6 protein-coding genes and 1 pseudogene are annotated in these 5829 nt (G+C 64.2%); 2 read left to right on the plus strand and 5 right to left on the minus strand.

The window, feature by feature from the left end:
* The 5 genes and pseudogenes from A2J03_RS13975 to A2J03_RS13995 form a co-directional block, all read right to left on the minus strand.
* A pseudogene (locus A2J03_RS13975) lies at nt 1–209 on the minus strand (terminase large subunit domain-containing protein); the annotation flags it as partial.
* Between the two features lie 105 nt (nt 210–314).
* On the minus strand, nt 315–680 hold the full coding sequence (locus A2J03_RS13980; protein WP_068374880.1) for a hypothetical protein: 366 nt from the start codon (nt 678–680) through the stop codon (nt 315–317).
* Complete coding sequence (locus A2J03_RS13985) at nt 677–1159, minus strand: Tar ligand binding domain-containing protein (RefSeq protein WP_156520387.1); 483 nt, start codon at nt 1157–1159, stop codon at nt 677–679. The genes A2J03_RS13980 and A2J03_RS13985 overlap by 4 nt, the downstream gene beginning before the upstream one ends.
* A 494-nt stretch (nt 1160–1653) precedes the next feature.
* Nucleotides 1654–3711 (minus strand): YfjI family protein, encoded by a 2058-nt coding sequence (locus A2J03_RS13990; RefSeq protein WP_068374886.1) that lies wholly within the window; start codon nt 3709–3711, stop codon nt 1654–1656.
* Between the two features lie 96 nt (nt 3712–3807).
* Nucleotides 3808–4041: a helix-turn-helix domain-containing protein gene (locus A2J03_RS13995; protein WP_068374889.1), complete on the minus strand. Its 234-nt coding sequence runs from the start codon at nt 4039–4041 to the stop codon at nt 3808–3810.
* Between the two features lie 54 nt (nt 4042–4095).
* Between A2J03_RS13995 and A2J03_RS14000 the strand changes: the two genes are divergently transcribed.
* Nucleotides 4096–4653, plus strand: a complete 558-nt coding sequence (locus tag A2J03_RS14000; protein ID WP_156520388.1) for a hypothetical protein — start codon at nt 4096–4098, stop codon at nt 4651–4653.
* On the plus strand, nt 4650–5829 hold a 1180-nt coding region (locus A2J03_RS14005; protein ID WP_068374894.1), incomplete at its 3' end, for a tyrosine-type recombinase/integrase. The genes A2J03_RS14000 and A2J03_RS14005, both read left to right, overlap by 4 nt.

Below are 5829 nucleotides of genomic sequence, written 5' to 3' on the forward strand. Positions count from 1 at the left end.
CGAGGCGGGGTCGACAGGACGTACCGGCGATCCGGGTTGCGAATCGCGTCGTCGAGAACATCGGAGATCAGGGCGGTCACCGGGACGACCTCGAAACCAGCAATGATCCGCTTGGCCAGAGCCACCGGGGTCGACGGCTGCATACGCTCGCGGGCACGGCTCAGCGCGTTCACAGCGATCAGGACGTCGGCGTAGTTCGGGTCACGCATGATGCCTCCGTTTCGAGGGCGCGATGGCACACTGATCGGCACAACGGGGGTAAACACACGGACTCAACAGTGATCTGACCTCGGCAGATAGCCCTCGGCAGTCGGTCACATCAACCCCCGACCACTGGTCTCTGGAACCGATTCGCTCGGAACGCCGATGGTTTCCCCGGACGTAGCAGAGCCATCGCCCGAGAGGTCAGACTCTCGACGGCGTTGCACCGCAACCCATTCCGTCAATTCATCAGCCGTCAGCCCCCCAGCTCCGAGGAATTGCCGGGTCACGTCGCGGTGCAAGACCCACAGGCCGTCGTCCTGACCGTTTCCAACCAGGCCGAACAACGCGCGGCAGGCTTCGACTGCACGGTCCTCGATCGCCGACGGATCGAGGGTGTTCGCCTCCACCTCGGCGTGGATGTCGGACGCCGCGTTCACGCAGTCGGCAACCGTGACCCTGGCGTTGTCGGTAGTCATGCAAGTTCTCCCTCGATTGTCGGCGCGGCTGTCGTGCCGCCGAGCGCAGCCTGATCTCGTTCGGTGGCCATCGCCAGGAGGCGGGCGCGCGTATCCTCCGCCGTCACCCGTACGGACACCTCGGCGCGCTGCGGGGCGTTCAGTCCGAACATCTTCGTCAGCTCGCCGTCCTCGCGCCCGACGACAGCGGCAAGCTTCGCGAATGCATCGTGATCCCCCGCCGCGCGCGCCTCCGCCATAGCCTGCAACGCCTGAGATGTCGTGACCCGCTTGCGGGCGATTATCTCCGCCATTGCCGTGTTGCCGTCCGGCACTGGGTTCCGTTTCAAATATCGGCGGTATGCCATCTGCGCCGCTCCGACGGATTCGAACCCTTCGGCATCGCGGATAGCCGACCACGACAAACCCTCGATGGCGCGGCGGACGAACACCCGCTCTGCGCGGGCTCGACTGTCGCGCAGCGGCATGACTTGTGGCATACGTCAAACGTACGTCAGTGCAGTGCAAAGGAATTGACACGTACTGGCGGGTGTTGTCATCACAGCGAACATCCGATCGATCTTTGACACGGCTCCCGTTTGGCCAACACAGACCTCGGCCGTGACGACACCATGCACGTCGGTCGAAGCCAGTCGGAGCCCGGTCGGAGCCACTTTCGGCTCCGACCGATCTGCATGTCCACACAGCTCTGAGCTGGGTAGATACCGAGCGAACTCGTCGTCTCGATCGGTTGGAGCCGGTCGGAGCCGCTTTCGGCCCCAGTAGTGCAGGGAACAGACGAAAATGCGACGAAACAGACAGGTAGTAACTCAAAATGTCCCCCTGGAAAGTGGCTCGACCGGCTCCGTGTGCACGAAACCGGCTCCGACCGGCTCCGACCGACCCGCTGACCTCGAAAACAGCACGTCAGGGGCCGATCCGGTCGGAGCCACTTTCGGCTCCGACCGGGCTCCGACTGGCTCCGACCGACTCATCAGGCGATCCCGTCGGGGTTCAGCGTCACGGTTACGCTGGGTGTGCCGCCGTGTGGTCTTCGAACCGTCTCGACGATGACCCAGTTCAGCCGTTCCAGCAGTGCTAGCGGTGCATCGACAGCGCCGACCTGGCGCATCGATCTCGGAAGGTGGTTGCGGATCTCGCGCTGGGGGAAGGTGTAGCGGCGGTGTTCTCCCACGAACTTGCGAAGCACTCGGAGCACTTCTTCGGCACCGGCAACGTCGGCTGATCCGGCCTGCGCGAAGGCCGCGGCGGTGTGTGCGGTGGCATACTCTCCGATCCGTTCGGCGTCGGTGAACGTCTTCACTCCCACGGGACGGTCGACACCCTCGGGGCCGTGTTCGGCGAGATGCAGCAAGCCCGCGATCCGGCACACTCGTCCGACGTGTTTGCCTGCCCACTCGTTCATCCCGGACTCCGTGAAGTCGCCTGTCTTGCCCAGCCGTGGCTCGATCGACGCCGACAGTGACTCGCGGCGTCTGTTCGCACCCTCCGACATCTTGAGCGAGCCCACCTTGCCGTCCGCGAAGTAGGCCCGAGACAGCGTGCGGGTGAGCGTTTCGACGGCCTGGTGGTAGTCCGCAGCGAGAAACGCATCGACGGTAGGAGGGTTCGAGTCGCGACGACCCAGCCGTGACGGCGGCAGTGCGATCATGGTCCGGGCCATCAGGCCGCTGCGGACGAACAGCGTGTTCGCCGTGGCGCTTTCCAGGATTACCGGCTGCACCGCGAGCACCAGGGTCAGTGCCGGTCGCGTCAGCTTCTCCGAACGTCCACCACTCATCCGGTCCACCCGGCACGCATCCCCGCTGTAGCCCTTCAAGTAGACGTCGATGTTGGGCACGCCGGAGTTGTATCGGCCTGCCATCGTCGCGAAAATTCCTCCCTCGCTTGCCATCACAGCCAGCCGCTCACCGTGTTCGAACAGCTTCGCTCCGAGCGCTTCGGCCGTAATGTCGTCGGCAATCAACCTCGGGATCGGTGGCAGCCGAATCTCGGCAGCTTCCTTCGCGAGCCGCACGGCATCGTCACGGAGCCCCGCAGCGCCCGCGTCACCGTTCGTTGCGGCCTTGGTCGCGACCTTCTTCGCATCCGCCGCTTGAGCGGTCGCTATGTCTCGCAGCGTTTCCTTCTCGACCCGCCGGTCCTCGGTTTCCAGGACCAGCGCGTCCTCGGCATCTCGCAAGGGCTGAGACACCTGATCGAATACCGACGACTTTCTCTCGGACGGCTCGGCCACGGTGACCACGAACAACGACAAAGGCTCGGACCATCCGTGCCGGACTTCGATGTCGACGCACCGCTGTGTCGCAGCCGCGAGAGTGCCCAGCATCGTCATTCCAGCCATGCCGGGATCTGTCTGGGTGAAAGTGGCCACCGCGCGCACCATGTCGCAATACGGCGATGGCAGTGCACCTACCGGGAACGGGGGCAGCTCGCCCGCTGTCAGGGCCAAGGGTGGACCGGGGAAGAGTGCACGCACCGCAGCGGCGGGGTCGTCAGCGTATTTCTTGGCTCGATCCTGCGCCTTCCGAGCCTCCTCTCGTTCACGCTCGGCCCTATCGTCGCGGACCTTCTTGTCCCGGAGCGCATCCTCATAGACCGCGCGAGGCTCACGGCGATCGTTGCGCTCGCACCACTGAACCACCTCCTCCAGGGTCGGTACGTCACGGCCCATATCGATCACAGCCTCGACTGGGATCATCTCGGCCTCGTGCAGCGTCTCCGGTAACGGTTGCCCGACACGGCGATACGCCTCGTTGACCAATGCCGCGCCTTGCGCGCCCAATGCGGCGGTGAGAGCTACTGAACCCAGCATTCCCCACAGATCAGCGAGGTGTTCGCCGACGTGCCATTGCGCCGCGCGCGGTCCAGGATCCACGTCCTCGCCTGCTCCTACTCCGGTATCGCTCGGCAGATCAAACGGATCACCAACAATCGGCTCTGCGGTATCGTGAGAGCTGGTGTTGATCGTGGGTCGATCGGCGGCAGGCCTGGAGTCGCTCGCTCCGGGCCTGTGTGCTGTCTGGGTCATTGCGTGTGGGTCCTTCGGTTGACGTAACAGGACACCGTGGATGTTGTTGGAGCGTCCAATAGACTTGACGATTGATTCCCTTGTGGCACTTTTGATTTAGACGGTGCCGGAGTCCTCGCCCTCGATCATGCGCAACAGCCCTGCGGAGCGGACCCGAACGCGCCGGGGGCCGAGTTGAATGACGGGCAGGCGTCCCTCGCGAGCCATTTCGTAGCCGTACGCCGCACTGATACCCAATAGGTCGGCGGCGACCTGAACACTGACAGTCGGCGAGGTTCGCACGGCTTCCATTGCAGCGGCGATGTTTTGGGCTTTCATCGTTGTTTTCATGGCTCATACTTTGTCGTGTTGTTTGTCCTATGTCCAGACTGTAGAGTGGACAACATGTGCACAACACGACCACTGCCCAGGCGAGGCGATGTCGAGTCCGTCGCCAGCGGCGAGCCGAATCACCCTCACGGAACCGACGGCGGACGGGTCATCATCCGACTGGTCGATCACCAGGCCACCTACAGCGTGCGTGTAGCAATCGAGCGGGCCACCGAACCCAAGATGACAGAGTTGACTATCACGGCAGACGTTGGCGAGGCGGTCGACTACGACGCTTTACGCTCCGTGCCTGCGCGAAGATTGGCGCATACCGCTGCTCAATGGCTTCACCGCGCGGGAGGTCGCCTCGCCTTCCCCGATGACACTGCCGAATCTCGTGCGCAGCCAGAGAACCACGACTCGAAGGCGCACCGTGCCGCACGTATCGCCAACGACGCCCTCGCGCTAGGACTGCCGGTACGACCGACAGTCGCGGCAGAGCTGAACGTCAGCACCAAAACCGTCAGTCGACTACTCGCCAAAGCCCGCTCCGAGGGGTGGTTCTCCGACGACCCGTTACCAAGACGTCCACAACCCCAGCAACGAGACATCAATCCCGAGGAGACGAAATGAGCGGGGAACCGATCACCAAACGAGTTGCGACAAGCAGCGGGAAGGTGACCTGGACGTTTCAGATCACGGTCGGCACCAAAGCCGATGGCACGCGAATCCGTCAGCGGCACACGTTCCGCACACAGGCAGAGGCGCGCAAGGAGTATCGGCGAATGAGCGGCAAGGTGGTCGACGGCACCGTCGTTGCACGGACCTCGATCACCGTGGTTGATTTCTTGTCCGAGTGGGTGGACTCGCGGCGCGTCCGGGAGAACACCCGCGATGGGTACCGGGCAGCACTCAAGCCGGTGGTCGACCACCTCGGCACGGTCAAACTGCAAGACCTCGATGTTCCCCAGTTGGATGAACTCGTCCGTCTGCGCCTGACGGGCGCAACGGTGACACAGAAGGATCGACGCGGCAGCCGATCCACCGAGGTCCTGGCGTACCTCAGGACACTGCCCGACGGCGCTCGGTACGTACAGCTACCCGACGAGTTCGGCAAACCGGGTATTCAGGCGCTCGACCGCCTCATTGCCTCAGGTGATGTCGTCCGTCCCGAACGCGGCCGATACGCCGCTGCGTGTTCCAGCGACCCCGCAGCCCCGACAGTGCCCGGAGGCGTCTCCGCACGCACGGTGTGCACAATGCTCACTGTTCTCTCGTCGGCTCTCACGACTGCTGTCAAACGCGGTCTGATCGCTCGCAATGTCGCCCAGCTGATCGACCGGCCGTCGATCGCTCACACCGAGATGATGTTCTGGCAGCCCGCCGAGGCTGAACAGTTCCGACGACACGTATCCAGTAACCGGCTCTTCGCGTGCTGGCTTCTGACGCTCTACGGTTTGCGCCGCAGCGAGGTGCTGGGCCTGACGTGGGACCGGGTCGACTTCGACGCGGGGACCGTGTCGGTGGCAGCCGGTCGCGTGGTGGTTCGCGGGCTGGGCACCGCGACCGGAGATCCGAAGTCGGTGAGGTCTCGGCGAACGCTCCCGATGCCGCCCGAGGTGGTGGCCGCGCTGCGGTCGCTCCGTGCAACCCAGGCGCGCGAACGTCTCGCCCTCGGCGGCGATTACCCCGTCACTGACCTCGTCGCTGTGGCTGCCGACGGTGTCCCGATCAGACCCGAAACGTGGTCCAAGTGGTTCCGCCGCCACTGCGATGACGCGGGGGTGTCTGTGATCCGTTTGCACGACG

The sequence above is a fragment of the Rhodococcus sp. EPR-157 genome (genome assembly GCF_001647195.1).
Taxonomy (GTDB): Bacteria; Actinomycetota; Actinomycetes; order Mycobacteriales; family Mycobacteriaceae; genus Rhodococcoides.